28 protein-coding genes are annotated in these 26,107 nt (G+C 64.6%); 9 read left to right on the top strand and 19 right to left on the bottom strand.

Annotated features, from left to right (window positions below; genetic code table 11):
- The first annotated feature begins 56 nt into the window (after positions 1-56).
- Positions 57-689 carry a 5-formyltetrahydrofolate cyclo-ligase gene (locus Q344_RS0101095; protein WP_229669111.1) on the top strand — a complete coding sequence of 211 codons (633 nt, stop codon included), beginning with the start codon at positions 57-59 and terminating at the stop codon, positions 687-689.
- 1 nt (position 690) lies between these two features.
- Complete coding sequence (locus Q344_RS0101100) at positions 691-1,113, top strand: PAS domain-containing protein (RefSeq protein WP_028285019.1); 423 nt, start codon at positions 691-693, stop codon at positions 1,111-1,113.
- A gap of 428 nt (positions 1,114-1,541) precedes the next feature.
- Here the strand turns inward: Q344_RS0101100 and Q344_RS0101105 are convergent, their stop codons facing one another.
- The 9 genes from Q344_RS0101105 to Q344_RS0101135 all read right to left on the bottom strand — a co-directional run bounded on the left by Q344_RS0101105 (position 1,542) and on the right by Q344_RS0101135 (position 7,955).
- Positions 1,542-2,423, bottom strand: coding sequence for a DUF2189 domain-containing protein (locus Q344_RS0101105; RefSeq protein ID WP_051630183.1), 882 nt, complete (start codon positions 2,421-2,423; stop codon positions 1,542-1,544).
- The gene (locus Q344_RS25995) at positions 2,417-2,584 is read right to left on the bottom strand and encodes a hypothetical protein (protein ID WP_156954609.1); all 168 of its coding nucleotides are present in this window, start codon (positions 2,582-2,584) and stop codon (positions 2,417-2,419) included. The genes Q344_RS0101105 and Q344_RS25995 overlap by 7 nt, the downstream gene beginning before the upstream one ends.
- On the bottom strand, positions 2,574-3,458 hold the full coding sequence (ccoP, locus tag Q344_RS0101110; RefSeq protein ID WP_028285021.1) for a cytochrome-c oxidase, cbb3-type subunit III: 885 nt from the start codon (positions 3,456-3,458) through the stop codon (positions 2,574-2,576). The genes Q344_RS25995 and ccoP overlap by 11 nt, the downstream gene beginning before the upstream one ends.
- Positions 3,449-3,613, bottom strand: coding sequence for a cbb3-type cytochrome c oxidase subunit 3 (locus tag Q344_RS25345; RefSeq protein WP_063131885.1), 165 nt, complete (start codon positions 3,611-3,613; stop codon positions 3,449-3,451). Before Q344_RS25345 ends, ccoP begins: the two co-directional genes overlap by 10 nt.
- Positions 3,614-3,617: 4 nt before the next feature.
- On the bottom strand, positions 3,618-4,394 hold the full coding sequence (gene ccoO / locus Q344_RS22795; protein ID WP_051630184.1) for a cytochrome-c oxidase, cbb3-type subunit II: 777 nt from the start codon (positions 4,392-4,394) through the stop codon (positions 3,618-3,620).
- A gap of 4 nt (positions 4,395-4,398) precedes the next feature.
- On the bottom strand, positions 4,399-6,051 hold the full coding sequence (gene ccoN, locus Q344_RS0101125; protein WP_028285022.1) for a cytochrome-c oxidase, cbb3-type subunit I: 1,653 nt from the start codon (positions 6,049-6,051) through the stop codon (positions 4,399-4,401).
- Positions 6,048-6,236, bottom strand: a complete 189-nt coding sequence (gene ccoS / locus Q344_RS25480) for a cbb3-type cytochrome oxidase assembly protein CcoS (RefSeq protein WP_084178256.1) — start codon at positions 6,234-6,236, stop codon at positions 6,048-6,050. Before ccoS ends, ccoN begins: the two co-directional genes overlap by 4 nt.
- Positions 6,224-7,270, bottom strand: coding sequence for an NAD(P)H-dependent flavin oxidoreductase (locus Q344_RS22800; protein ID WP_084178257.1), 1,047 nt, complete (start codon positions 7,268-7,270; stop codon positions 6,224-6,226). The genes ccoS and Q344_RS22800 overlap by 13 nt, the downstream gene beginning before the upstream one ends.
- Before the next feature lie 235 nt (positions 7,271-7,505).
- Positions 7,506-7,955, bottom strand: a complete 450-nt coding sequence (locus Q344_RS0101135) for a group III truncated hemoglobin (RefSeq protein ID WP_229669112.1) — start codon at positions 7,953-7,955, stop codon at positions 7,506-7,508.
- Between the two features lie 135 nt (positions 7,956-8,090).
- On the opposite strand from Q344_RS0101135, the gene Q344_RS26535 reads away from it, so the two are divergent.
- The 3 genes from Q344_RS26535 to Q344_RS0101145 all read left to right on the top strand — a co-directional run bounded on the left by Q344_RS26535 (position 8,091) and on the right by Q344_RS0101145 (position 10,257).
- Positions 8,091-8,375 (top strand): DUF6522 family protein, encoded by a 285-nt coding sequence (locus Q344_RS26535; protein WP_084178258.1) that lies wholly within the window; start codon positions 8,091-8,093, stop codon positions 8,373-8,375.
- Between the two features lie 109 nt (positions 8,376-8,484).
- Positions 8,485-9,903 (top strand): sensor histidine kinase, encoded by a 1,419-nt coding sequence (locus Q344_RS0101140; RefSeq protein WP_084178259.1) that lies wholly within the window; start codon positions 8,485-8,487, stop codon positions 9,901-9,903.
- A 15-nt stretch (positions 9,904-9,918) separates the two neighbouring features.
- Positions 9,919-10,257, top strand: a complete 339-nt coding sequence (locus Q344_RS0101145; protein ID WP_028285025.1) for a cupredoxin domain-containing protein — start codon at positions 9,919-9,921, stop codon at positions 10,255-10,257.
- Positions 10,258-10,633: 376 nt separating this feature from the next.
- On the opposite strand, the gene Q344_RS0101150 is transcribed toward Q344_RS0101145, so the two are convergent.
- From Q344_RS0101150 to dsbD, 8 genes are all read right to left on the bottom strand, one after another.
- Positions 10,634-11,020 carry a DUF302 domain-containing protein gene (locus tag Q344_RS0101150; protein ID WP_028285026.1) on the bottom strand — a complete coding sequence of 129 codons (387 nt, stop codon included), beginning with the start codon at positions 11,018-11,020 and terminating at the stop codon, positions 10,634-10,636.
- A gap of 62 nt (positions 11,021-11,082) precedes the next feature.
- The gene (locus Q344_RS0101155; RefSeq protein ID WP_028285027.1) at positions 11,083-11,535 is read right to left on the bottom strand and encodes a protein tyrosine phosphatase family protein; all 453 of its coding nucleotides are present in this window, start codon (positions 11,533-11,535) and stop codon (positions 11,083-11,085) included.
- Between the two features lie 7 nt (positions 11,536-11,542).
- Positions 11,543-12,940: an MBL fold metallo-hydrolase gene (locus tag Q344_RS0101160; RefSeq protein WP_028285028.1), complete on the bottom strand. Its 1,398-nt coding sequence runs from the start codon at positions 12,938-12,940 to the stop codon at positions 11,543-11,545.
- Between the two features lie 288 nt (positions 12,941-13,228).
- Positions 13,229-13,777 (bottom strand): L,D-transpeptidase, encoded by a 549-nt coding sequence (locus Q344_RS0101165; protein ID WP_028285029.1) that lies wholly within the window; start codon positions 13,775-13,777, stop codon positions 13,229-13,231.
- A gap of 36 nt (positions 13,778-13,813) precedes the next feature.
- Positions 13,814-14,440 (bottom strand): DsbA family protein, encoded by a 627-nt coding sequence (locus Q344_RS0101170; RefSeq protein WP_028285030.1) that lies wholly within the window; start codon positions 14,438-14,440, stop codon positions 13,814-13,816.
- A gap of 21 nt (positions 14,441-14,461) precedes the next feature.
- On the bottom strand, positions 14,462-15,151 hold the full coding sequence (locus Q344_RS0101175; RefSeq protein WP_028285031.1) for a L,D-transpeptidase: 690 nt from the start codon (positions 15,149-15,151) through the stop codon (positions 14,462-14,464).
- Positions 15,148-15,966: a TlpA disulfide reductase family protein gene (locus tag Q344_RS0101180; RefSeq protein ID WP_028285032.1), complete on the bottom strand. Its 819-nt coding sequence runs from the start codon at positions 15,964-15,966 to the stop codon at positions 15,148-15,150. Before Q344_RS0101180 ends, Q344_RS0101175 begins: the two co-directional genes overlap by 4 nt.
- Positions 15,963-17,828, bottom strand: a complete 1,866-nt coding sequence (dsbD, locus tag Q344_RS0101185) for a protein-disulfide reductase DsbD (RefSeq protein ID WP_028285033.1) — start codon at positions 17,826-17,828, stop codon at positions 15,963-15,965. Before dsbD ends, Q344_RS0101180 begins: the two co-directional genes overlap by 4 nt.
- A gap of 81 nt (positions 17,829-17,909) precedes the next feature.
- On the opposite strand from dsbD, the gene Q344_RS0101190 reads away from it, so the two are divergent.
- Together Q344_RS0101190 and Q344_RS0101195 are read left to right on the top strand one after the other, a co-directional pair.
- Positions 17,910-18,575, top strand: a complete 666-nt coding sequence (locus tag Q344_RS0101190) for a winged helix-turn-helix domain-containing protein (protein ID WP_028285034.1) — start codon at positions 17,910-17,912, stop codon at positions 18,573-18,575.
- Positions 18,572-19,924, top strand: coding sequence for an ATP-binding protein (locus Q344_RS0101195; RefSeq protein WP_028285035.1), 1,353 nt, complete (start codon positions 18,572-18,574; stop codon positions 19,922-19,924). Before Q344_RS0101190 ends, Q344_RS0101195 begins: the two co-directional genes overlap by 4 nt.
- A 253-nt stretch (positions 19,925-20,177) precedes the next feature.
- On the opposite strand, the gene Q344_RS24975 is transcribed toward Q344_RS0101195, so the two are convergent.
- Both Q344_RS24975 and Q344_RS0101210 read right to left on the bottom strand, forming a co-directional pair.
- Entirely contained in the window at positions 20,178-21,614 is a 1,437-nt protein-coding gene (locus tag Q344_RS24975) for a DUF6538 domain-containing protein (RefSeq protein ID WP_156954610.1), read from the bottom strand.
- Between the two features lie 254 nt (positions 21,615-21,868).
- Positions 21,869-22,906: a hypothetical protein gene (locus Q344_RS0101210; RefSeq protein WP_156954611.1), complete on the bottom strand. Its 1,038-nt coding sequence runs from the start codon at positions 22,904-22,906 to the stop codon at positions 21,869-21,871.
- Between Q344_RS0101210 and Q344_RS0101215 the strand changes: the two genes are divergently transcribed.
- Complete coding sequence (locus tag Q344_RS0101215) at positions 22,895-23,044, top strand: hypothetical protein (RefSeq protein WP_156954612.1); 150 nt, start codon at positions 22,895-22,897, stop codon at positions 23,042-23,044. The two genes, Q344_RS0101210 and Q344_RS0101215, sit on opposite strands and share 12 nt — an antisense overlap.
- Before the next feature lie 100 nt (positions 23,045-23,144).
- Positions 23,145-26,105: a coiled-coil domain-containing protein gene (locus Q344_RS0101220; protein ID WP_028285040.1), complete on the top strand. Its 2,961-nt coding sequence runs from the start codon at positions 23,145-23,147 to the stop codon at positions 26,103-26,105.
- Positions 26,106-26,107: the final 2 nt, after the last annotated feature.

The following is a 26,107-nucleotide window of genomic DNA, read 5'->3' on the forward strand; positions in this document are numbered from 1 at the left end:
TCGACAGCTTCAGGTGCCGGAGCGGCTTCTCTTCGCCCCCGTGTCTGGCGAGTGAGATGGCCCCCGACTACTTCGAGCCGAATTCCGTAGATCCTCAGCAGAGAATTGATGTCGCACGGTGGCGAAGGGCTGAACGCACCAGGCTGAGACAGGCGCGCGCGTCATTGAATGCAGGTGAACGCAGGAATATTTCGGCGGCGATCATGACTGGTGTGCAGAGCATCATAGATCGCAGGCAATGCGACGAAGCTAAGACGGTCGCGCTCTACTGGCCGATCAAGGATGAACCGGACCTGCGTCCGCTGATGACCGCGTTGCATAGCCGGGCGTTTCAAGTGGTTCTGTCGGTGGTGGAGCAGAGGGCCGCGCCGCTGGTCTTCAGACTTTGGACACCCCAGACACGGATGATACGCGGGAATTGGGGCATACCTGTCCCGCCATCGACTTCGGGTGCACTCCCGCCGGACATAGTTCTGGCGCCGCTCCTCGGGTGGGACAAGCGAGGCTATCGACTGGGATATGGCGGTGGCTACTTTGACCGCACATTGGCCGGCCTCTCACCTCGCCCCCATAGCATCGGAATCGGTCTGTCCTCGGCGCGCCTCGCAACCATTTTCCCGCAACCCCACGACATCGCTCTGGACGTCATCCTGACGGAGCAAGGCATCGAATACGAAAGGACCCAGTGACATGCACAAGGAACAAATCGCACAGGCACTTCTCGAAGATCTACCGGATGCCTTGGTCGTTTCAGATCGGGAGGGCATCATCTGCCTCTGGAACGGAGGCGCCGAGCGGATCTTCGGTTTTTCCACAGAGGAAGCGATCGGGGAGACACTCGACATCATCACGCCCGAACGCCTTCGAAAGCGGCATTGGGGCGGATACCGCCACACGATGTCGACTGGCGAGACGAGGTATGGCTCAGGAGATCTCCTGTCCGTCCCTGCGATCAGAAAGGACGGAGCGCAGATCTCGGTCCAGTTTTCCATCATGCCGATCAGGGGTGAGAACGATGAGATCTCTGCCATCGCGGCGATCATGCGCGATGTCACCGCGGAGTTCGAGGAGCGCAAGAAACTGCGCAAGTCACTGAACGCAGCAACGGCTTGAAATCTGCCAGGGAGTGCGTGCTGGCGGTCGAAGGAACCATCTGCGGATGGTTCCTCATCGCGCTCCACTTGCTGTAACGGCAGGTGTTTCCGTCAATACCAACGCTGCCGGCGCCTCGGTCTTCGGGGGCCCCGCTCTTGTCGACCGCCGGACTTCCAACGCCTGGCGACCAACGCGACTTCCGCTGTCGGTCTACGGCCGGCTCGATTGCCGGGAGACTTCGGCCGTCAGGAGAACTTGCGGGTTTGAACATGATGCAGGACAATGGGCGCGCGATGCCCGGTGCCCTCTTAGGGGCCCGGCTGCCGCCGGTCCTGGGCAACGGCGCATTCGCGACAATCCTTCCAAGGTTCCCATACGCCGCTGATCATAGCGATTGGGCATTGCTGTCGGTCTATGACGCCATTACCTCGTGAAGCCTGCGGGCTTCACGCCGGTCGCAGGAACATCCGGTCATCCTCGTGCTTCTCCACATCCGGGCCGCGAACTTCGCGGTAGCAGTGCCAGGTCGCATGTCCCAGGAGTGGAAAGATCACGATCAGTCCCAGGCCCAGCGTCAGGATGGACAGGGCGAAGAGCGCGGTGACAATGGCGCCCCAGGCGATCATCACCCTTCGATTGTGCCAGACCATTGCCATGCTGATGCCGAGGGCCGACATGGCATCGGTCTTCTCGGCCAGCAGCATCGGGAAGGCGAACACGCTGATCGCGAACGCGAAGGCGGCGAACAGGGCGCCCACGGCACACCCTACCAGCAGGAGACCCCAACCGGTCGGGGTCAGCAGGAGCATCGGCACGATCTCGCCCGTTCCCGGGAACGGCACCATGCCGAAGAAGAGGGCATAGATCAGCACGGCGGCACGCATCCAGAGCAGGAAAAGCCCGAGCATCAGCACACCGGTCATGAGACCTGCCCGACCGGACCGAGGATGCACAAGGACCATCTGCGCAAAGGTGGTCCGCTCTCCGGTCTCGAGCCGGCGGCTCTTCTCGTAGAGACCGTTGGCGATAAGGGGGCCGACGACCATGAAGCCCGCAAGGGCAGGAAACAGCGCATAGTCGAATTCCAGCCGGAACAGCCACCAGACGACGAGCGCGGACAGAAGGAAGACGGCAAATCCGTAAAGCAGGCTCGGGACCGGATTGGTCCAGAGATCAGACCATCCGGCCTTCAGCCAGGTTTGCGCCGTGCGCCATGGCAGGTCCTTCGCGAGGGGGCGCTCCGTCGGCAGGGGTGGGACGACCTTGGGTATGACGCCGGCGGCGTGCGGGTTGTCGGGCGGCGGCGGGCCGTTTCTGTCGTTCAGCATGATGGTCTTGCCGCGCGGTAAGGCGTGGCCCCTTCCTCGTGGACGCAAGCGGGCTGGGAGGACAGCGACACGCTGACGAGATGGAAATTCGCGGCAGCAAATGCGCCGAGAATCAGGAGCGCGCTGGCGCCGATATACATGCGATGGCGCTCAATCCGCATGTTCTCCCTCCTCCTTCAGCGACGAGAGATAGATCGTCAGCATCTTGCGGTCGGCCAGCGGCAGCCGTTCCTCCCACGCGGGCATCCAGCCCCGACGACCATTGTAGACGGTTTCGAACATCGTGTCGTGGTCGCTGCCGTAGATCCAGAAGTCGTCGGTCAGGTTGGGCGCGCCAAGATCCTGCGATCCGGCGGCATCTTCGCCATGACAGCTTGCGCAATTGTCGGCGAAGATGGTTGCGCCTTCCTCCATGGCGGCCGGCGTGAGGCCTGATCCAATCCCGGAAAGGGACCGCACGTAGGCGACGACCGTTTCGATCTGGGCGCGATCGAGCAGCCCGTCCCGGCCGAAGGCCAGCATTTCCGCGTAGCGGCTTTCCGGATGCGGCGCGTTGATCCCGACGCGCAGCGTCTCGAGGATCGTCTCGTCGTCACCGCCCCAGAGCCAGGCGTCGTCGACCAGCGAGGGGTATCCGGGTCCACCCTGCGCGCCGCTGCCGTGGCATGCCGCGCAATTGTCGCCGAACAGCGTGGGCGCAGTCCGGGAGACATGGCGCATCAAGTCGTCGTCCGCCCTGATCTCGTCTGGCGTGAGGGCGGCGACCTGGTCGACCCATTCACCGCGCGCGGCGCTTGCGGCTGCCAGGCGTTCCTCCACCTGCTCCTGCTGGTTCCGTCCGAGCAGGCCCTTGGTGTAGGTGTTCACCAGCGGCCAGGCCGGCATCAGCACCCAGTAGACCAGCGCCCAGACATGGGTGATCGCGATGAAGAGCCAGATGGCGCGGGGGACGCGGGTGTTCAGCTCGGTGATCCCGTTCCATTCGTGGCCGGTCGTCTGGTGGCCGGTTAGCGGGTCGCGTTCCTTTACCGACATGGGCCGTCCTCGTCGTCCAGAATGCTGTTGGCGGCCTTGTCGAAGCGTTTCCCCAGCGAAGGCCAGAAAGCATAGACGGTTATCCCGATCGACAGGGCCAGCAGGTAGAAAAGCCCAAAGGATTTGGCGATCGCCGAGGTCAGTTCGTGGGTCATTGCGTCATTCCTCCCTTGCCGGTTGCGTTTCCGCCGGCAGGTCCGTCAGACCGCCGAGGATTTGCAGGTAGGCGACCAGGGCATCCATCTCGGTGACCCGGTCGCGGCGTCCGTCGAAGAAGCGGACGTTCGTCTCGTCCCCGAAGCGCTCGACCAGGCCGTCGGCGCCATCGGTCTCGGGCATCGCCTGGCCTCGTGCGTCGGCCGAGGCATTCTCGATCTGCTCATCCGTGTAGGGCACCCCGACCGCGCGCAGCGCGGCCAGCCGGTCCGGCAGGTTCTCGGTGTCGAGCTCCGCGTTCAGCAGGAAGGCGTATTGCGGCATCACGGACTCCGGCACCACGGCGCGCGGATCGATCAGGTGCTGGACCTGCCAGTCGTCGGAGTATTTCTCGCCCACGCGGGCCAGATCGGGCCCCGTCCGCTTCGAACCCCAGAGCATGGGGTGATCATACTTCGACTCGACGGCCAGCGAGTAGGGACCGTAGCGGTCGACCTCGTCCTGGAGCGTGCGGATCATCTGGCTGTGGCAGGCATAGCAGCCTTCGCGGATGTAGATGTCGCGTCCGGCCTGCTCCAGCGGCGTGTAGAGACGCATGTCGGGCGCTTCTTCGACCGTCTCGTCGATGGTGAAGAGGGGCGCGATCTCGACGAAGCCGCCGACCCCCGCCGCAAGGATGATGCCGATGGTCAGGGCCATCGAGTGCCGCTCGGCCCGGTAGTGTGTCCGGGCCTGGAATTCGAAGAGGCGCGCGAAGGGGGAAACGAGTTTTCGCAGCATCGGTCTACTCCGCGGCCGGCACGGCGGGTTCCGTGGCTTCGGATGAGGTCGGATAATCCCTCTCGGGGCGCTTCTCTGGCGCGTGCCGGATGGTCATGACGACGTTGAAGAGGGCGAGCACCGCGCCGGTCAGGAACAGTGCCCCTCCGACGGCCCGGGCGACGTAATAGGGATGCATCGCGACGAGCGTGTCGGTGAAGGAGTAGGCGAGCGTCCCGCTCTCGGTATACGTGCGCCACATCAGCCCCTGGGTGATGCCGCTATTCCACATCGCGAAGACGTAGATCACGGTCCCCGACAGGGCGAGCCAGAAGTGCCACTCGACCAATTTCCAGGAATACATCGTCTCGCGCTGCCAGAGCAGGGGCACCACCGCGTAGATCGACCCGAAGGAAATCAGCGCGACCCAGCCCATGGCTCCGGCGTGGACGTGTCCGACGGTCCAGTCGGTGTAGTGCGAAAGGGAGTTGACGGCCCGCACGGCCATGAACGAGCCCTCGAAGGTGGAGAGCCCGTAGAAGACGGCGGCCACCATCATGAACCGCAGCGTCGCGTCGTCCCGCACCTTGTGCCAAGCGCCGTTCAGGGTCATCAGCGCGTTGCCCGCGCTGGCCCAGCTGGGCACCAGCAGCATGACCGAGAAGGTCATCCCGAGCGTCTGAACCCATTGGGGCAGGGCGGTGTAGTGCAGGTGGTGCGAGCCGGCCCAGATGTAGAAGAACGTGATCCCCCAGAACGACAGGATCGACAGCCGGTAGGAATAGATCGGCCGCTCCGCCCGCTTCGGCAGGAAGTAGTAGAGCATGCCGAGGAAGCCGGCGGTCAGGAAGAAGGCCACCGCGTTGTGGCCATACCACCACTGTGTCATTGCATCCTGCACGCCGGAGAAAGCCGAGTAGCTCTTGGCCCCGGTCAGGCTGGCCGGAACGGCGAGGTTGTTGACGATGTGGAGCACGGCCACCACGAGGATGAAGGCAAGGTAATACCAGTTTGCCACGTAGATGTGCGGCTCGTTCCGGCGGGCGAGCGTGCGGATGTAGAGGACGAAATAGACCACCCAGACGATGACCAGCCAGATGTCGGCATACCATTCCGGCTCGGCGTATTCCTTCGACTGGGTGACCCCCATCAGATAGCCGCTGGCCGCGATGATGCAGAACAAATTGAAGCCGAGCAGGACGAACCAGGGTGAGACATGCCCGGCAAGCCGCGCGCGGCTGGTGCGCTGCATGACGTGGAACGACGTGGCGATCAGGGCGTTGCCGCCGAAGCCGAAGATGACGCCCGACGTATGGACGGGTCGGATGCGCCCGAAGCTCGACCAAGCGGCGTCGAACCGCAGGTCCGGCCAAGCCAGTTGGGCCGCGACCCAGACACCCATGCCCATGCCGACGACGGCCCATCCCAGAGCCAGGATCAGCCCGACCTTGGTTGGATCGTCGTAGTAGCTGACCGCGCGATCTTCCCGCGGTTCCGGGTCATAAATCGACCCGAGCGTGAGGAGGAAGACGGCTCCTGCGAAGAGAACGACAATCCATCCGTGTATCCCGAGAGGATCGGCGCGGCCGGCAGCGGCCATGGCCAGTCCGCTGAGTAGGGTGAGAACACTGATGATCAGGGCAAGCTGGCGTTCGGCACCGGTCAGACGCTGCATCATGTCGTCCGTTCTCCTCTTCGTTCCGACTGTCTGTAATCCAGGGGGCGATCATCGGCTTGGAGGATTCGCCGGGCATCGCCTTCGGGGTCGTCATATTGGCCCGAACGGACTGTCCAGAAAAACGTAAGAAGTCCGACGCACCCCATCGCCAGGGTCAATGGGATGAGCAGCATCAGGATTTCCATGCAATGCTCCTTCTCGATTGGATGCTTTCAGGTTGGGCGCTCAACGCTTCGATGGCCCCGATGCAGAACTGTTGCAGCCGATCGCCCGCGTCGCCGATCTCGCTGATCGTGCCAACCCCCATGCCAGCGTAGAGAGGCATCCGCTCGAGTTCGCCGGTGGTAGTTCGCAGTGGAGAGTCCGTGCTTTGCAGAAGGCGTGGGATACCCTCATCGTGCGCGATGATCTCGTGACGTATGCCGCTGGGATCGTGACCAATGAGTGTGGGGCCGAGTGCTTTGGTCACACTGTTATTTAGGACCCGAACAGCTGCGCCCGCGGGCCAATTCAGGACGAAGGCGTCCGTGAGGACGGTGTCCTCTGCGCTGGCATCGATCAAGCGCTGCTTGTGATAGTCGTGGGCAAAAGCCTCGTGCGTCGCGAGGAAGGCGGTCCCGCACTGGATACCGCAAGCGCCCAATTCGAGTGCCTCTGCAAATTGCGTGCCGGTGGTTATGCCTCCGGACAGCACCACGGGCAGCTCGGTCTTTCCGATCAACGCCGCGCCGAGAGTGAAGGTGCCGGTTCGGCCATGCACATGACCGCCAGCCTCGACGCCTTGGGCGATCAGGATATCGGCCCCGGCGGCTTCGGCATCGCGTGCGCACTCCAGCGTCCCGACCTGGTGCAGCACCGTGCAACCTGCCCGCTTGGCACGGGCAACTGCTTCGGGGACCACGTCCCAGAAGAAAGAGAAAATGGTTACGCCAAGCTCCAGACAGGTTTCCATTTGGGCGGTGAGAAGATCGCGATCGGTCGCAGCGGGGATCAGATTGACGGCGAACGGGCGGTCGCTTCCGCTACGGTAGGCAGCAACCTCCGATGCGATCAGCTGTGGTGGCTCCCGCACCATGCCAAGTGTAGGAAACCCGCCGGCACGAGCGACAGCTATGGCCAGTTCGCTTCGAGCGACACCTCCCATGCCGGCAAGGAGGATGGGAATTTCACATCCCAGCATGTCGCAGACGACGGTGTGCAGGCGCGAAACGTCACTCATCTCGAGATCCTCGTCATTCGTCGCTCACGAAAATTCCACAGCGACAATATGGACTCGGCGCCAGCCTTTTGCTGAGCAGCGTAACAAGTCGACACCGGCGACACGACTGCACCCATAACGTTGTCCGTTTCGTTGCAGTTATTCGCCGATCTCCACATAAGTCCTCCAGATGTTCGTCCTGTCGACCAATGACTTTTGGGGTGTGTGGCGATGACTCAATTGGTCTTGGTCGGCTTCAGGATAGGTCGGGAACGCCAGACTCACGAGCGTCCTGAACCGCCATGTTCAACGACCGTGCGATCCTTTCAGCCCGTTCGGTCACATGCTTTGCTCCAGCCGGCGAGCATACCTCCCCGGCTGTTTCTCGGAACAGGTCCAACCAGCGATCAAAGTGTGCCCAGATGACCGGTAGTCCCACATGCTTCTGCACCGGCGCACCATGATATTTGCCGGTCATCAGGGCGACAGAGGACCAGAAGGCCGTCATCCGATCCAGGTGAGGGCCCCAGTTTGAGATGCGATCGGCGAAGATGGGTCCAAGGTCCGGGTCCATACGCACCTTTGCGTAGAAGGCATGAACGAGGTCTCGAAGAACAACTTCGTCGAGCCCGGTTTCAGCCTGGATTTGGGCTGTGACGGCAGGGCGCATCGACGGAACATTGGCGGACATCTCGTGTGCGTTCATCTCTTGGCCTCGCGTGTCGTTGCCAACAAGGGGTATGCCCTGTAATAGGTATTGTAAATACCAATTCAAGCGGGGCAGGGGACGAAAGCTCTCAGGCGCAGGCCCATGCTGTCAGGTGCAACGATAGGTGCCATAATGATAAGTAGTGTTACCGTTTCGGAAGAAGGCTTTGTCGTGGATGCTGCGCTTGTCGGTCGTGCATTCAGGCTTTCGTCCGATGATGTTCGCGAGGAGATGCGGAAGGGACAGATCACGGTCAGGTCGGAGACTGGGATAGGTCGGGACGAGGGGCGCTGGAGACTGACTTTTGTTCGCGACCGACGAGCACTGCGATTGATCGTCAATCGAGATGGGGACGTGCTGTCGCAGGGGACCTTTCCGGTCGGTTCGAACCGACCACCATCCCGTCCTGCCCCTTAGAAATGGTCGCTTGCAGTTGTTGCGAAGAAGCTTCTTGGGGATCGGCGCGATCCGCACGTGCCTTTCGTGAGACCCTAAGCAGCTTCTCACTTGGCCTGCCGACCCTTTCATGATCAGAATCCGTTCTAACTATGCGCCGGGGGTAAAGATGGGGGATGTTGAGGGGCGGGGCGGCTGCGCGGGGCAGGGCGAACTCTACCGGCTCGCCTGCTTGGCTGCGGAAATTGGCGTCTGGGACTGGGAGCTTTCTTCGGGGACAATTTCCCTGTGCCCCCTTGCGCGAAAGGTCCTGGGCTTGCCGTCCGAAGGGCCGATTTGCCTCGCCGATATCCGGGCCCTGACCCATCCCGACGACGCGGTAGAGATGCGCGCTGCGCTTGACCGCGCTCTCGATCCGGAGATCCGATCCCGCGAAAGCTATGTCTACCGGATCAGGCGCGGCGATAGCGGCGATATACGTTGGCTGAGGGCCAATGGAGTTGCGACTTTCGGAATAGTTGAGGGCCGGACTCAAGCAGTCCACTACAGCGGCTCGATCGAAGATATCACGGAGCGGGAGCACATGCGACGCGCCCTGGTTGAAAGCGAAGCTCGTCTTCGAGTCGCGCTCGATGCGGCACGGATGGCGGTATGGGAGCTCGATATCGAAAGTGACACGGTGGCACCGTCCGCGGAACTGAACAGGCTCTACCGCTTCCCCGAGGATGCGAGACCCTCCGCCAATGACTTCCGGCGCAGATACGCGCAAGGAGAGGCAGAACGACTGGCGCAGGCGGGCGCGGAGGCCCGCAGGCGTGGGGAGACGCAGATACAGACAGCTGTGCGCCACGTATTTCCAGACGGAACGGAACGCACGTTCATGCTTCGGGCGGCATTGGCACCGGCAGATTGCACAGGGCGTGAACGGGCTATCGGGGTCGTCTTCGATATCACCGATCAAGCAAGGCAGGAGGAGCGGGTCGAGACGTTGACCCATGAGTTGCGTCATCGCCTGAAGAACATGGCGACTTTGGTGGCTGCGATTGCTGCCCAAACGTGGCCTCGAGACGACCGATACGAAGGTTTCCTGGGGAGGGTTCGAGCGCTGGCAGCAGCGACCGATCTGATGTTCGGCAACGAGACCCGTTCTGCCACAGTGCAAGAACTGCTCGAAAGTGTGCTAATGCCCTTCCGCGCAGCGCACGAGGCGATCGATATTCATGGTCCACAACTGCCGGTGCCGGAGCCTGCGATCTCAGGACTCGCAATGGCTTTCCATGAACTCGCCACTAACGCGGTAAAGCATGGCGCACTCTCCGTCCCGGATGGCAGGGTCGCCGTGAACTGGCACCATCGCCCGGATGATGGAGCACTTTGTCTCCGCTGGACAGAACGCGGCGGCCCGCCGGTTTCTTCACCTGACCAAGAAGGCTTCGGCACTCAGTTACTTCGGCGAGGTGCCCTACCGCCTCCCAACGAGGTCAAATTGCTATTTGAGCCCGGCGGGCTGGTCGCTTGCATCTGCATTAGGTCTGAGCGGCCAGTGTAAGAGACTTGCGCTCGTTTGGACGAGCATACAGTCGGCGTCGTCAGCGGCATGTCCGGGGCGATCATGATCCTGCCGCGTGATGGGCTGATGGATCACGAAGGCGAGCCGGTGAAAGACGACCGCGCGTATTACATCGGGGAGAACAGCTTCTACGTCCCGAAGGATCAGAACGGCAACTACAAGCGGTTCGATGACGTGGGCGAGAGTGACCCGGACACGCTCGAACTGATGAACGGGCTGATCCCGAGACTCGTCGTGTTCAACGGCAAGGCCGGTTCCCTGACCGGCGACAGCAGAGCGAGAAGGTGCCATTTGAGCACAGCCAGGCCAATCGTGACACCCGACCGCACCTGATCGGCGGCAACGGCGACCTCGTCTGGGAGGCCGGCAAGTTCAGCAACCCGCCGGAACGCGACCTCGACATAACCGGGCCCGTAATTCACGCCGGTCAGGTAAATCGCGTCGGCCCAGTCGTGGCTTCCCTTGGATTGGCCCACCCATGCGATCCCAGCCGAGAAGTAGCTGTTTGGGGGACGGCAAAGACGAGGACTTCCGCGACACGCAGGACGAGAAGGCCAACGAAGGTCAGATGGATCGTCCGGGTCGATCCGCTATTCGGATCAGGGGTAAGCCGTCCGAGTTGATATAGGACGCCATGGTGAAGAAGCCCGGTGGCGCTGACCAGAGCGACACCGAAGACAATCGCGAGGAAGGTCATTTCGACAGTGGGTCAGGCAGCGTCGACGGCGGCGATCAGCAGATCGCGGACTGACCCGGCCACGGAATGAAGCGCCTCGTTTTCGATTGACGCCATTGAAGCCATCGGGTCGATGGCACTGACCTCGGTCCCCTCCGCGGTCTCGCGCAGGATGACATTGCACGGAAGCATCGCCCCCACGCGTGGCTCCAGGCCTATCGCTTCGTAGGCCATTTTCGGATTGCAGGCTCCGAGGATGCGGTAACCTGCCATGTCGGCGTCAATTTTCTTCTTCATCGTCGCCTGCACGTCGATCTCCGTCAGAATGCCGAAACCGGCATCTGCGAGGGCGGCCCGCACGCGTTCATCTGCCTGATCAATCGTCACGCCGTGCAGAAGTCGGTCATGGGTGTAGCTCATGTTTGCTCTCCTTGTGGGTGCGGTGTGCCCCGTCCGTTTGTCTCGATGCGCTTCGGCCCGAATCAGAGCCCGGCCTTCCGGTCGGCATATGCTTTGACGAACGTGCCGATCTCATCCTCCGAAAGGTCGAAGCCTCGGTCTCGGCCCTCGGCCAGTGCGGTAGCGCCGTCCCAGCCGTTCTCGGCGGCGATCGCCATGAGCGCCATCGCGCCAGCCCGCTTGCCGGAGGCGCAATGCAGGAACACCGGCTGTGGCAGGTCGTCCAAGGAACGGCGGAAGTTGTCCACGTGGTCGTCATCCAGCTCGGTGGCGGTCACAGGATGGTGCAGGTAGTTGAGGCCGGCCTTTTCCGCCACGCGGCGCTCGTCGGGGATAGACAGGCCACCGTTCTCACCAGCGGCGCGAAAATTGACCACGCTCATCATGCCGGCCGAGGCCGCCTGGCGCAGCGCCGCTTCGTCTGGCGTAAACAGGGCGACAATGTGATTGCTGTCGATAGTAACGATCTGGGTCATGGTGTCCTCACGAGTTTTTAGGGGTTTCTTCGGGGTAGCCGGCGGAGGTCCACGCCTTCCAACTGCCCGGCACGTTGCGGATGTTCTGGAAACCGTTTGCCGCCAGCAGGCTGGCAGCGATGCTGGCGCGAAAGCCGCTTGCGCAATAGGTTGCGTAAGGAGCGGATCGATCGAGGTGCTCCATCCGCTCGCGCAGCTCTCCCAGGAAGGCGTGCCTGGCGCCGGGCACATGGCCGCCGTCCCATTCGTCCGTCTTTCGCACGTCGAGGGGCGTCACATCGGTGGTCTGGTTCAGCTCGTGAACCGACATCTGCGGAATCTGTGCGAAGGGCCGACCCGCCTCACGCCATGCGCTCATGCCACCAGCGAGGTAGCCGCCGAAATCGGCAAAGCCGGTGCGCCACAGGAGCTTGAGCACCTCCGGAAGGTCGCCATCTTCACCCAGGACCAGCCAGATAGGACGGTCGGGATCGAGCAGCCAGCCCGCCCACACGGAAAGTTCGGGCTGCGCACCGATATTGATCGCGCCTTTCACGTGACCTGCACCAAAGGCCATCATGTCGCGCACGTCCAGGACCTGCGCGCCGCTTTCGGCGGCGGCGGAGAATGCATCTACGGATTGTGGCGGAACTCTCGGCAGGTTGTGGAGAACCTTGGGGCCTTCCGCGTTGACCTTCTTCAATCTCGGGTAATGGGTCGGAACGGGCGGCGCATCATCCTGCATGGCTTGCTTGAACGCATCCAGGCTTTCGATCCGGGCATAATCGTTGAACCGTCGCTCGTAACCGATGGTGGAGGACATCCGGTCACCGATATCGGGCCCGCAAGCCGAGCCGGCGCCGTGGCACGGGTAGATGATGACGTCGTCCGGCAGCGCCATGAAGACATCGCGCACCGTGTGAAACAGCTTTTCGGTGAGTTCCTCGGTCTGGTCATCCCCCAGAAGATCCGGCCGACCCACGCTGTCGACGAAGAAGGCATCGCCCGAGAGAACGCCCCAGGGCGTCTTCTTGTCGCCGTCGTAGAGCATGTAGGACAGGTGCTCGGGCGTGTGGCCAGGCGTGAAGCGCGCCTGCATCCGCATGCCGCCGAAGGTGAATTCGTCTCCGTCACGCACGGGCTCATGGTCGAACCCGTATTCGGCACCGCCCTCGGCACTGACGCAGAGCTTTGCCTGCCCGCCCAGCCGGGCAACCAGCTCGCGCGCGCCGCTCATGAAATCGGCGTGGATGTGGGTCTCGAAGACATGCGTGATGGCAAGGCCGAACCGGCGGGCGCATTCGAGATAGATGTCCACATCGGGTCGCGGATCGACGACCGCACAGACGTGGGCGTCATCATCCCCCAGGAGATAGGAACATTCGGCAACGCCGTCGGCCAGGATCTGTTGAAAACGCAGGGTCAAGACGTGTCCTCCTTTCGGGGAAAACGAGCCGTGCCGCTGTCATGTTCCAGTGGGGCACATTGCATGACCCGCATCCGGCAAGCATCCGCACATCCGAAGTCCGCGACACCCTGCATTCGGACCGCTCTCGATCAGCGCGTCGAGCCCGGCGTCCCGAGGCCAGTCGGATGCAGGATCGCAAAGGACATTCACTGAGAAACGGGACATGTTCGCTTGAGACACGGCCGCGCTGTTGAGCATCCGATTGGTGCACCTACGGCCGCGTCGTCGACGATATCCCCGGGTCGTTCAGATGATGCGCACCTGGGCTCCTACAGGGGTGATCGCGAAGAGCTCGGCGATCTTCGCGTTGTAGAGACCGATGCACCCGTCCGACGAGGGCCTTCCGATCTTGCGCGTGTCGTGGGTGCCGTGGATCAGATACGCGGGCCACGAAAGATACATTGCATGGGTGCCCAGCGGGTTGTCGGGACCGGGCGGCATGTATTTCCAACCAAACCGTTCGACCTGGCTTGGCGTGGGCGTCCAATCCGGTCCTACCTTCTTTCGCACGATCCGGGTGTAACCGCGCTTGGTCAGGTCCTCGGAGATGGGCACCGAGGTGGGATAGACCCGGTAGTCCGTTCCGTCGGAGTTCCAGTAGTGCAACGCCCGTGACGCGGTGTCGGCGATGAGAGTCGCGACGCCCAAATCGTCGAAATGGTCCTGCCAGCGGTGCGTGGTGAAGCTGGAGACGTTCCGCCGGGCGGGATCTTCGGCGGCCCTCAGAACCGTGGGTGTGGCCAGCGCGGCCATACCGGCCAGAAGCGCGCGGCGGCGCGAGAGTGAATCGGTCATTTTCGTTCCTCCTTCAGGGTTGATCGACAGTCGTGATCAGGCGCGAGCCAGTTCGACAGCGTCGCGCAGGGCAGCGGCATCCATCGCGCCGGGATAGATCGTGGTGCCGATGATGAAAGCCGGGGTGCCCCTGAGCCCCAGCATCGTCGCCTGGTCACTGTTGCGGCCCATCAGACCGTCCCACCTGCTGCGTTCGTCCCGATAGGCGCGGTCCAACGCCGCGACATCGAAGCCGACGTCCTTCAGCGCCTCGTGAATGCGGGTTTCATCCAGCTTGCCATCGGTTTCCATCAGGGCGGAGTTGGCAGCCTCGTAACGTCCGAGCGTCGCGGCACCGAGAGCGAGCTGGCTCGCCCTGACCGACGGGGCGCCGAATATGGGCCAATCCTTCATGACCAGCCGGATGTTGCCGTCGGCCTCGACGGTTTCGGTCAGGACCGGATGGTTGGCCTTGCAGTAGGGGCACTGGTAGTCGAAGAACTCGACGATCGTCACATCGCCCTCGGGATTTCCCAGCACCGGGTTCGCCGGATCGAAGAGCACCTCCTCCACGGTGATTTCCTTGGCGAAGGCCGGAGCGCGGAGGAGCGACAACAGCCCGGTTCCTGCCGCGGCCGTGAGGACGCCCCCTGCCAGAAGGGTTCTGCGTCTGATGTTGGACATTGGATTTCTCCTTTTGTGGTGTCAGTTGCTTGCCGGTTTCGCGATCGGGGGCACGGTTCCCTTGCCGCTTTCCGCCTCGGTCAGGACACGCACGCGGGCGCCGGCGCGCACCCGTTCGTGAAGGTCGACGATGTCCTGGTTGAACAGCCGGATGCAGCCCGAGGAGACGGCCTTGCCGATCGAGAAGGGATTGTTCGTGCCGTGGATGCGGTAAAGCGTGTCGCGGCCGCCGCGGAAGAGGTAGAGCGCACGCGCCCCGAGAGGGTTCTTCAACCCGCCCTCCATCCCTCTGCGGTATGGTTCGTAAAGGTCCGGGTCTCGCTTCAGCATGTTCGGCGTCGGCGTCCAGCGCGGCCATTCCCGTTTGAAGGGAATGGTCGCCTCGCCCGAGAAACTGCGGCCCTGCTCGCCAACCGCGACGCCGTAGCGCATGGCCCGGTCGTTCTCGAGCACAAGATACAGGAAGCGCGAGAAGGGGTCGACGATGATGGTGCCCGGCGCCTCGTCGGTCCAGTAATCGACCTCCTGACGGCGATTGCGGTCCCCGAGGGCCGCCTCGGGCACGGCGGGGATCATCCTGCCATGATCTTCAGTGGCGCCGTAGAGCGCGTCCTCCATCGCATCAGAACGTTCCGGCTTCGACAGCCCTGGGGCGCAGGCGGTCAGGAGCATGAGGCCGCAGCATGCGGTCAGTTGGCAGGCGCGTTTCATCGGGTCTCCCGGGAAAGTTCATCGATGCGGCGGGTCAGTTCGGCGCGTGAGATCTCGCCGGTGTGCACCGCCATCAGCCGGCCGTCGGCAGCGAAGAAAAGTGTGCTGGGCAATCCGAGCAGGCCGAAGCCGCCCATCAGAACACCGCTTCGGTCCATGACCACCCCGTTCGTGGGAAGCTGCTGGCTTTCGAGGTAGCGAACGATGGTGGATCGGGTCTCGCCCTGGTTTGCAAAGCGGACTGCGACATCAGATCTCGATGCTGCCACGTCCATCATCATGGGCATCTCGCGCCGGCAGGGCGGACACCAGCTGGCCCAGAGGTTCACAACCACGGGCCGCCCGCCGGCATCAGCGAGCGGGATTGCCGTGCCGTCCGTCGCCGGAAGCGTGACTTGCGGAAGGCGACCGCGTGCCTCTACCGGCAACGCCCAGACGGCCACCGCGTAGGCCATGCCCGCGCAGATGGCGGCGGCGATCACGGGTCGCACCGCCTGCGGCTGGCGCAAGATCGCTGCGAAGCCTGCAAGCGCAAGGCCGAACGTCCCGGCCACCGGGTTGAAACCGCCTTGCCAGAACGCAAGAACGCTGAGCGGATCGCCAGCGAACGCATCGAGGTGGGCGAGCACGTATCCGATCCGCGCTGCACCGCCCCAGCTTGCCAGGGCTATCAGCGACCAGCGGCGCGTCGACCTTGCGAGGTTCGGCCAGAACCAGGCCGCCAGTTCGATGGCGGCAGTGAAGGCCGCCAGTGCGATCAAAGCGTGAAGGCGTTCGTGGGAGAGGACCAGCGGCCCGAGGGAGACGGCGTTCATTGCACGGCCCTGGCCGAGGCCACGACCGCGCTCGGGTCCGGTTCACCGATCAGGCGAGTGCCCGGCGCTTCGCGCCCCTCGGCATCGAGGAAGATCATCGTGGGCGGGCCAACGGAGCCCAGTCGGTCAAGCAGTGCCTGGCCGTCTGCATCGAACTCGGTCAAGTCGGCGGCGAGGAGCTGCATGCCGACAAGCGCCGTCTCGACGCCCGGATCGGGCCAGACGCGCCGTTCGATGACACGACAACTCACACACCATTCCGCGGTAAAATAGATCAGAGTGGGCTGCTCCGTCTTGGCAAGTGCGGCGTCGAGCTCGGTCAGGGACCGGATCGTAGAGAAGGCGATTTCCTTCTCGGGCGGCACAGCGCTGGAAGCGGCTCGGAAGCCTGCCAGAGGCCTGAGAGGGTCGTTGCCCCCGGTTGCGGCGCCGAAGCCGAGGAGCGTGGCAACGAAGAGTGCGCTCACACCTGCGGCCTTGCGGAGCCGGGCGATCGGGCTGGCGGTGGCCTCCAACTGATCGAAGCCTCCGAGGAAGACCCCGAGCAGCGCCATCGCGCCCGCCCAGAGTGCAAGTCCCGCCGCAGCCGGAACAACCCGGGACGCGAGCCAGACTGCCATGCCGAGAAAGATGAAGCCGAAGATGCGGTTCACGGTCTGCATCCAGCGTCCCGCGCGCGGCAGGGCTCTGGCGCCGAAAATCCCCAACAACAGAAGCGGGACCCCCTCGCCAAGGCCCAGCGAGAACAGGGCGGCCGCACCGAGCGCGGTGTCTCCGGTCTGGGCGATGTAGAGTAATGCACCGGCAAGTGGCGCAGTCACGCACGGCCCCATGATCAACGCCGAGGTGAACCCGAGGATAGCTGCCCCGCCGAAGGTGCCCCTTCGGCCGGTCCCGGTCCGGGACAGGCGGGTGTTCCATGCGTTTGGCAGGCGCAGCTCGAACACCCCGAACATCGACATCGCCAATGCGGCGAATAGAATCGCCACGCCGCCGATCGCCCAGGGGGACTGCAATGCGATCTGAAGGTTTCGGCCCGACAAGGCGGCGGCCACGCCCAGCAGTGCGAGGGCCGAGGACATGGCGACCACGTAGGTGCCGCTGAGTGCGAACCCGCGTCGCGCCGTCAGTGTCGCACCTTGCCCGGCGAGCAGCCCACCCAGGATCGGGATCATCGGCAGCACACAAGGTGTGAACGCAAGCAGCAGGCCGAAGCCGAAGAAGCCCAGCAGAACCAAGGCCGAGCCGCCACGATCCATGAGGTCCGACACCAGCCCCTCGTCCTTGGCGAGCTGCACGCGCGACGTCGCGTTGTCAGCGAGGCCGTCTGTGGCCGTCACCTTGCCAGGACCGCTGCCAGGTGACGTGGCTGGAGAGCTTGCCGCCGGCTCGGTGTCCGCGCTCGCAGGAGCGACGGCAGGCAGCGTATCCGTGACGGGAGGATAGCAGATGCCATTTTCCTGGCAGCCCTGGTAGGTCACGCGCACTGCGCCCGGCGCCTGTGAAAACGTCGCCTCGGCGCGGTGGTAATACACTTCGACCGAACCGAACGTGGGATCGTGCTTGGCGATGCCCGGAGCGGTCTCGAGGGGCACTACATCTCCCTCGATGGTCTCGACCGCGAGGTGATCGCGATATAGGTAGTAGCCTTCCGCGATTTCCCAGCTGAGAACGCGGCCTCCGTCCGGCTGAAGTTCGACCGAAAGCTCGAAGGCATCGCGTGGCGCCAACGGCTTGGTCGAGGCGAACAGAGTCTCCTGGGCCGTCACCGGGCCGTTCAGACCTGAGGCCAGGGCAAGGACGAACAAGGCAAGCGGCAGAAGGTGGCCGAAGCGGCGCGGTGCGGATGTCGTGACTGTCATGCCGTGTGAGTCGGCCGCCAACCTTAACACTGCCTTAATGTTTGCGGGCGAGCGAGTGAGCGTCACAAAGAGGAGCCGTTGATGCGGATACTGGTGGTTGAGGACGATACATCTCTGGCTGACGGGCTGTGCATCGGCCTGAGGTTGCAGGGATTCATGCCCGAACTGGTGGGCACCTGCGCCGATGCGACAGCGGCCTGGGGGCAGGGCGACTTCTCCGCGGCAGTGCTCGACATAATGCTGCCCGACGGCTCGGGTGCCGAACTGCTCGCAGCCAGGCGCGCGGAGGGGGACCGGCTGCCGGTGCTGCTCCTGACCGCTCTCGATGAGGTGGGCGACCGCATTTCCGGGCTGGATGCCGGAGCCGACGACTACCTCGCCAAGCCGTTTGATCTGGGCGAGTTGGCGGCGCGGCTGCGCGCCATCACCCGGCGTGCTCAGGGTCAGGCCAGCGGCACGATCCACTGGAACGGGCTCGAGTTCGATCCGGCCCGTATGGCCGGGTCAATCGCCGGGGAGGTGGTGCGGTTTTCGCGGCGCGAGTTCGGGCTCTTGCAGGCGCTGCTCGAACGACCGGGCGCCATCGTTCCTAAGGACCGGCTTGAGGAACGGCTTTACGGCTGGCAGGACGGCGTCGAGAGCAACACGGTGGAGGTTCATGTGCACAAGCTCCGGGCCAAGCTGGGGTCGGAGTTCATCGAAACCGTGCGTGGCGTCGGCTACCGGGTCTCGGAGGAAAGCGCATGACCTCCATCCGGACGCGACTGTTCGTCATTCTGCTTCTCGCAACTGGGGCGATCTGGTTCTCCGCGGTGTGGTGGATTCAGCACTCGACCCGGGTTCAGGTCGAACGCGTGCTGGATGCCCGGCTCGCGGAAGCGGCGCAGATGGTGTCGTCACTCCTGTCCGACGGGCGGGTCGAGCTTGCCAGTGCGGCAGAGGCGGTCGACGCGCCGGCGAACCTGACGCGCCCGAAATACTCGCGTCAGCTCTCCTGCCAGATCTGGTCCCTCGATGGTGCCATGATCGGCGCTTCCGGAAGCGCACCGGCCGGCCGCCTGGCCGAGATGCAGGGTGGCCTCTCCGAGAATGTCGTGGATGGAGAGCGCTGGCGCGTCCACACCGAGGTGAATGAGGAACTGGGCCTGCGGGTGATGGTCGGCGACAGGCTGACCGTGCGGGAAAAGCTGGTGGCCGATGTCACCCGGGGACTTCTCGTGCCGGTTCTGGCCATCTTGCCGGTTCTGGCGGGATTGATCTGGCTCAGCGTCGGGCGGGGGCTTGCCCCGCTCGATCGGATGGCGCGCGCTCTGACCGAGCGCTCTGCCGACAACCTTGAGCCGGTCGACGCCGGCCCGCTGCCGCGTGAACTGCGGCCCATGGGAACGGCGCTTAACGCGCTGTTCGGACGTGTCGCCGCCGCGCGTAACCGCGAGCGGAGCTTCTCCGCCTATGCCGCTCACGAGCTGAAGACGCCCCTCTCGGGCATCAAGACGCAGGCTCAGATCGCTGCCATCGCTCCCAACGAGGAGACGCGACGCCGGGCCCTGACCCAGATCGAGCGCGGCGTAGCCCGCACGGATCGCATGGTGCGGCAGCTACTGGAACTGGCCGCGGTCGATACCGTCGCGAATGAAAGCGGCGAACGTCTCGATCTCCGGGATGTCGCTTGCAGTGTCGGCGAGACCCTGGAGCGGGTCGCCTACGCGAAGGGCGTCACGATCCGCATTGATCTGCCGAGAGAGATCCCGGCAGTTTCGGGCAGTGCGGTGACGGCGACAATGGCAGTGCGGAATGTGGTCGAAAACGCGATCGCGGCGAGCCCTGAAAACGGAGATATCAGGATACATGCTGCTGCAACAGCAGATGTTGTGCGACTTTCGATCAAGGATGAGGGGCCGGGCATCGCCGACACGGACCGCCCCCGCATCACCGAGCGCTTCTTCCGTGGCAGCGGGGCCCCCGAAGGCGGCAGTGGCTTGGGCCTGGCGATCGCCGAGGCTGCGATGACCCAAATGGGAGGCACCGTTAAGTTCCGGCGACGGCGGACGGTTGGCGAGGAAGTTATCTTGATCTTCGTTAGAAAGGATCTTTGAGAAGAGATGTTGGCCGAGCCCAAGAGGTTGGGTCTATGGACTTCGGCCTTCGCAATTATCGCTATGTGTCCCGGACCCTTGATTTCCGGGCAGAAGTGGATGGGCGACATCCAAATGGTTTCCCACACACCAAAGCGTTTTATCCGGCTGAAGCGGGCGGACATTAGACATAAGTTCAAGTCTTTCCAATTGTCGCAAGGCTATCGTGCAGCCGAGTCCGCGTTCTTGATGGCCGGCGGTTGGGCGAGGCACTTCAACTGGAGCCAGGCAGTTTGAAGCCTTCCTCTTCGAGTATCCTGCTGATTTCTTGGTTCAGTGTCTGAAAGCTGCGCGGAGCCCACGTCTGTGTGGGGAAAGCGATCATCTCCGCGAACAACGCTCGCAGCTTGAGCTCAGTTTCGTCCCCGTAAACTTCGCGTCCGCGTATGCGTTTCAAGGAGTGCCCCATGAGTTGGCCGCGCTCTTCGTTGTCGATGTTCAATCGGCGCATCCGAGACTCATAGCTGTGGCGCAAGCTACTGATCTTGTGATCCGGGGACGGCAGGAGTTCGTTGTCCTTGAAGAACTTCATGACCGCGTTGGAAAAGTTGGCGTTGCCGCGGTATCGCGGGAAGCCGTCGGGGTGGCGCTGGACTGCTTCAAGTGCAGCGCCAACGAGCGGGACCTTCCGGATCGACGAGCCGGTCTTAACGTCGCGGCGGTGCCCAGCTTTGTCGCCGGGCGAGGGCATCTCGACCTCGATAGCCAAGTGCGGGATCTCGTGATCCAAATGGATTGCGGACGCAGGAGAGTCGTATACCTCTGACGCCCGACAACCGGTCTCTGCCATGACGATCAGGATGTCTCTGGCCTCGTCGTTCAATCTGTCTGTCTTTCCAGGCGAAAGGATCGTCTCCCTGATCCAGGAAGGCTTGAATTCTTTCTTGCTCGATCTCGCGCTCTTCTTCTCCCATGGCTGCTTATCGTCGATGCGAATACCTTGGCATGGATTTTCGAAGAGGTCGATTTCGAGATCGGAATAGAAGGCATCGATCATTGCCTCGAGATAACCGAGGTGCTTGTTCGCGTATCCAGTTGCGACAGCTTTCTCCTCTACACGCTTCCTCCAGAGCCGCCGGACCGCGAAGATGTCCTGAACTGTAACGTCCTTGACCGGCTTGTCTCCGACCGCTGCGACAAAGGCATCGGACGCGCGAATATACCGGTTCTTCCACTCACGCAGCTGGCGGTCGTTCTTTGCGAGCGTCTCCGAGATTAACAGCCGAGGCATGTCCACGGAGAGCTCTGTGATGGTCGTTCCTGGTAGGTCGAAGCCGCCCAGAGCAGCTGCGAAGACAGCTGATTTCGCCTCGGGGTCGGATGCTTGCGCATAGGTCAAGGCTTCGAGCAATTGCGGAAGTGGCCCATCTGCAAGTGCCTGAGCATCCGTGAACCCACGGCCATGAGCCTTGGCGACAGCCAGGGTCGCCTGGAAGGCCTCTCTACTGCTCGCTGGGGCCACTTGAGCCAGCCGAGCGTCAAGTTCTGCAAGCCATTGCCGCTTCACGACCGGAGCAAGTGCGAGCGCTTCGGCTCTGCTATCTGTCTTCAGCGATTGGTTTACGTGAGAGCCCGAGTATACCGACGCGTAGCGGTCGGGGCGCCGCATGCGAAACCAATACGTATTGCCTCGAAGCCAGAGGTTCTTCACGGCTGCATCCTACCAAGAAACTGTATCACGTTTTGTATCACATTTGGGCATCATGTGGGCAGCGCTGTGGCGATTGCGTGCATCTCATCTTTCTGGTTTCGTTGCAGAATTCGTCTCTCGTGCGCCGAAGCCCTTCGGCCGAGTGCTGCTGCCCCCGGGCACCACTTCCAAGGTCATCTCTGTGACGTCGCTCCGGCTTCTTGCCGTAGCTCGGAGCCGTGGACGGTTTGTCCCGCGTTCACCTTCGCGAGGGCCTAGCTCGACTGTCGCCCGCAGGGCGCCCTCTCCGCGCCCGCCTGGCGTTTGATCGACCAGACCATGGCCACGTCGTATCCCGCGGCCTCCAGCATCTCGAGCTTCGATGTCCAGCCCGCCGGGCAGACGACGAAGGCCGCGCCCATGCCGCGTGCGGCGAAGGCGGCTTCGGCGGCCCGCAGGAGCGCGGTCGCCCCCGCGCCGCCCTCTGCCAGCATTGCGGGGGCGCCGAAGTCGGGATGGAAGTAATCGTCGACGACCCCGGTGCCGCGGATGTCATGCGCGGGCGGGAAATGCATGCGTGAGGCGGGCTGGGCGATCACGTAGCCCTCCAGCCGGTCCGGATCGCCCGCGACCAGCATCTCGCGGTCGCGCAGCGTCAGGCTGCGGGTCATCCAGGCGGCGAAGCGCGCGTCGGCCTCCGGGTGCGGCTCCCAGAACGCGTCGATCCCGGAGAGGACCTGCCGGTTCTCGGCGCTGCGGATGACGATGCCCGGCACGTCGTCCTCGGTGGCGGCGCGGACGCCGGAGGGGCGGCCGTCTTCGCCGAGATCGGTGCGCGAGAGGTAGAGCGTCAGCGGGTCGTATCCGCGCGCCGCGAAGGCCGTCTGCCACGTGGCGCCGGTGACGAAGCTCGACAGGAGCAGTTCGGCCCCGGCTGCACGCATGGCCTCTTCCGCAGCCGCCACCAGCGCATCGACGGTGCCCGCGGGCGCGTCGGCCGCGGTCTGGCTGTCGGCGAGGATCAGGCCCGGCGGTCCGAAGGCGCCCGCGTAGATCGGCGGGACCGGCAGCAGCATGGCGTGGATGACACCGGTGAGTGCGCCGTCGCTTTCGCCGACCAGCCAGAATTGCCGGACCGGCTGGTCCTCGGCCGTCAGGGCGAAGCGCAGCGCCTCCTCGATCCGGGCGGGCGCATCCGCGGCGATGCGCCAGAGGACCGGGTCCAGCGCGTGGCGTTCCTCGGCGTCCTGCAAGAGGAGCGGGACGAGGCGCGGGATGTCCACGGGGGTGGCGGGGCGGGTGTGCTGGGTCATCGCGGGGTCGCGCTCGAGGCCTTCTTCGTCGATTTCGGCGAGACGGGGACGCAGGGGACGCTCCACCTCGGGTCCTCGACCGCGACGAAATGGCTGATGCCGCGGATGGAGGGCTTCGCCGCCCCCGCAACAGCGTGACGCCTCGATCCCGAAGCGACCCGCGAGCCCCGCCAGCGGAATTGAGTTACGCTAGGGAAGGTGCTACCCCGGTCGTACAATCTGCGCTGGAGGAAACGCGATGGCACTCTCGGATGAAGGTCTCACCTTTCTGGCGAAGTATTGCGACGCAAGCGGCTTCCTGAAGGCGCGGCTCGCCGAGCGGCGGGAGGAACTCAGGCAGCTTGCGGCCCGGCCCACGGGCGGAGAGCACGTGATCAGGGCCTCGGACATCGGGCGCGCGCGCGATCCGGAGGACAAGGCCGGAGAAAATGCCGCGATCGATGCGGCCGATGCCGCGGCCGCGAAGCTGGGCGCCAAGCTCGAGGCGACGGGGCGCGGCGGCGACCAGCAGCTCGCACCCGGCCGGAAGACACAGCACCTGACCGAGATCCTTCTCAGGGACGAGGACGGGCTGAACGCCAAACAGATCACCGACAAGATCGCGACCGTGGACCGCGCGACAAGAGAGCTTGCGGCAAGGCAGATCGACTCGGGCATGACGCAGCCCGAGAAGAACGCGATCGCGGACGCCCGGCAGAAGGTGGCCCATGCCAAGGCTGCCGTCGTCTATGTCGAGACCCAGATGGCGCAGCTGCAGCTTGCGACCCCCGGATCTTCGCCCCGGGACGGCAAGAACCGCGCCATCGCGGCGCTGGCGGACGAAGTGGGGCAGTACAGCCTCTCGCATTACGCCTCGCGGCACGGGCCGCAGACCACGATCGACGAGCATGTCGCCCGCGTCGCGACGGGCTTCGCGCCCGACGATGCGCGGCCGGTGCCCGGCACGCGCACGGTGTTGTCGCGCGACTGGGTGGATGCCGGCGGCACGCCCGTGAAGGGCGAGAACGTGACGGTGCCCGACGTGCGCGAGATGGGGCCGCATGGCGTCGGCGCGGCCAGCCGGATCGGCTCGGCCGAGGAGGGGCTCTTCATGGTCGAGGACGCGCTGTCCGACGCTCATGCGGCCCGGTCCGGGGGCCAGGTCGGCGACAATGCGAAGCTGGTGAAGCTCGCCAAGAATCCCGCGACCGGCCCCGTGGTGGGCGATGCCGTCGAGCTTGAGAAGGTCGGCACCGACTATGTCGACGACGCGGGGACTCCGCTGTCTTCGCCGAAACAGCTCCGGAGCACGGCGCAGTTGCAGGCAGATAAGGAGAAACAGCTCGGACGGCCCCTGACGCCCGCCGAGGCGACTGCCGCGGCCAACGCGACCAAGAGCGACCTGGTCAAGCAACAGATCATCGACTCGCGGGCGAAGTCGGTGATGATCGACCGCGAGGTGCGCAGTTCCAAGGTCGTTATGGTTGCCGATCCGGACGGCGGGTTCCGCACGGTCACGGCCTTCCCCGAGAAGTCGGTCGCGGCGGAGTTCGGGGTGGCGCCGCAGCGCCAGACCCGGCTCGACAACAGCACGCCTCCGGCGGCGCCCGGCCCGGACCCGATGATCGCCCTGACGCAGGCGGCGCAGGATGCCGAGACCCTCGCGACCACCGCGCGCTCGGAGGCCGACAATGCGCGCAAGGCGGCCGAGGACAGCGTGGCCGACGGCTTCGCCGCGGTGATGGCCGATCCCGCCCATGTGGCCGAGCTGAGCGCGCTCCAGCAGGCCGCGCGCGCCGAAGCCGCGGCCCGGTCCGAGCGCGACGCCGCGGCGGCCGCGCTGCTGCGCGGGCAGCAGGTCAAGACCGAGCTGGAGGACCGCAAGACCGAGGCCGAGAGCCGCCTGAGCGCGGCGACCACGGCTGTCGGCCCGGCGAAGCTCGCGCATGACACCACCCCCGGGGATCGCGCCCTCGAAATCGCGTGGCGGGCCGCGACGGAGGAGGAGGAGACCGCCAAGGCGGATCTCGCGACGCTCCAGTCCCGGCTGGACCGTGTCACGACGCTTGTCGACGAGATGGGGGAGGCGAACAAGACGGCGACGACGGCGCTCGATGAGGCCACCAGGGCGGCAGGCGCCGCAGCCGACGCCGCGCGCAAGGCGGGGGCCTCGGCCGAGCATGTCACGGCGGCGGCGGCCACGGGGGCGGCGATGCAGGCGGCGGTGGCGGCCTGCGACGCGAAGCTGTCCGAGTTGCGGACCCTCGCGGCGAAGGCCGACTTCGCGCGCAACCGGCTCGACGAGGCCAGGGAGGCGGCCGATCCCGCCGCGTCCGATGCCTCCGACACGAATGTCGCGGCGATGCGCGCCGAGAGGGGCAACACGCTGAAGGACGCGCTCGCCAGGGGCGACGGTGATTTCGAGGCGGCGAAACAGGCGTGGCTGGACGAGGTCGCCTCGGTCGAGAAGATGTTCGCCGACGATGCGGACCTGAGGGAAGAGACGCTCGCCCGGCTGAAGGAGGCCGAGGAAGAGGCCGCGGCCCGGATGGCGGCCCGCGTCGACGCGCTGGCGCAGGCCGCGGTCGCGCAATCCGCGCTGTCGCCGGGCGTTGACGGAGCGGCGGCGCAGACGGCGGTCGACACCGCCCGCGCCGAGCTGGAGAAGGCCCGCGAGGCCCTGAAGTCGAGCCGGCGCGACCTCAGGACCAACGAGGCGCTGGTGCGGGCGCAGAAACTCCTCGACGCGGCCGCGGTCGGCGTCGCCCGCGCCCGGGCCGAGGCCGTGGCGGCCGAGGTGCGCGCCGCGAAGGCCGAGGCCGATGGCGCCCCCGATGCGGTGGCGCTGCGGCAGGCGGCGACCCTGCGCCGGGCCGAGGAGGACCTGGCCGAGGCGCAATACGAGGACCACAGGGCGCGGGAGGACCTGCACGATGCGAAGACCGCGCTGCGCCTCGTGCAGCTGGACAACGCCCGGCTGAACGGCCGGATCCTCGCGGCGGAAGACGAGGTCGCCAGGAGTCCGGTGCCGAAAACGAGGGAGATGGCGCGGCTCGAGGACGTCACGCTGCCGGCGCTTCGTCAACGGAAGCAGGCGTCCGACGGCCAGCTCGCGGCGGCCCGGACAGGGTATGACGATGCGATCCGGCAGAACCGGGACGCCGTCGAAAGGGTGAAGCGCTGCGAGGAGGCCGTCGTGGCGGCGATGCCGGCGAACTGAGG

This window comes from Pseudooceanicola nanhaiensis DSM 18065, assembly GCF_000688295.1.
GTDB lineage: Bacteria > Pseudomonadota > Alphaproteobacteria > Rhodobacterales > Rhodobacteraceae > Pseudooceanicola > Pseudooceanicola nanhaiensis.